Raw genomic sequence first — 213 nt, forward strand, 5'->3', positions numbered from 1 at the left:
GTTTCACTTCTGAGTTCGGCATGGGGTCAGGTGGGACCACCGCGCTACAGCCGCCAGGCAAATTCTGTTTATCAACACACCTCTCGGGTCTGTCGATGTAATCTGTAATCAAGCTGAATTTCGATGTCTCATCCGCCAAAACATCTTCGGCGTTGTAAGGTTAAGCCTCACGGTTCATTAGTATCGGTTAGCTCAACGTATCGCTACGCTTAC

At 49.3% G+C, this 213-nt stretch carries 1 rRNA gene; it reads right to left on the reverse strand.

Features of this window, described 5'->3' with window-relative positions:
• Positions 1-58 (reverse strand): 5S ribosomal RNA (gene rrf / locus OGW44_RS25715); the annotation flags it as partial.
• Positions 59-213 lie beyond the last annotated feature (155 nt).

The organism is Citrobacter sp. Cb023 (assembly GCF_030336805.1).
Classification (GTDB): domain Bacteria; phylum Pseudomonadota; class Gammaproteobacteria; order Enterobacterales; family Enterobacteriaceae; genus Citrobacter; species Citrobacter braakii.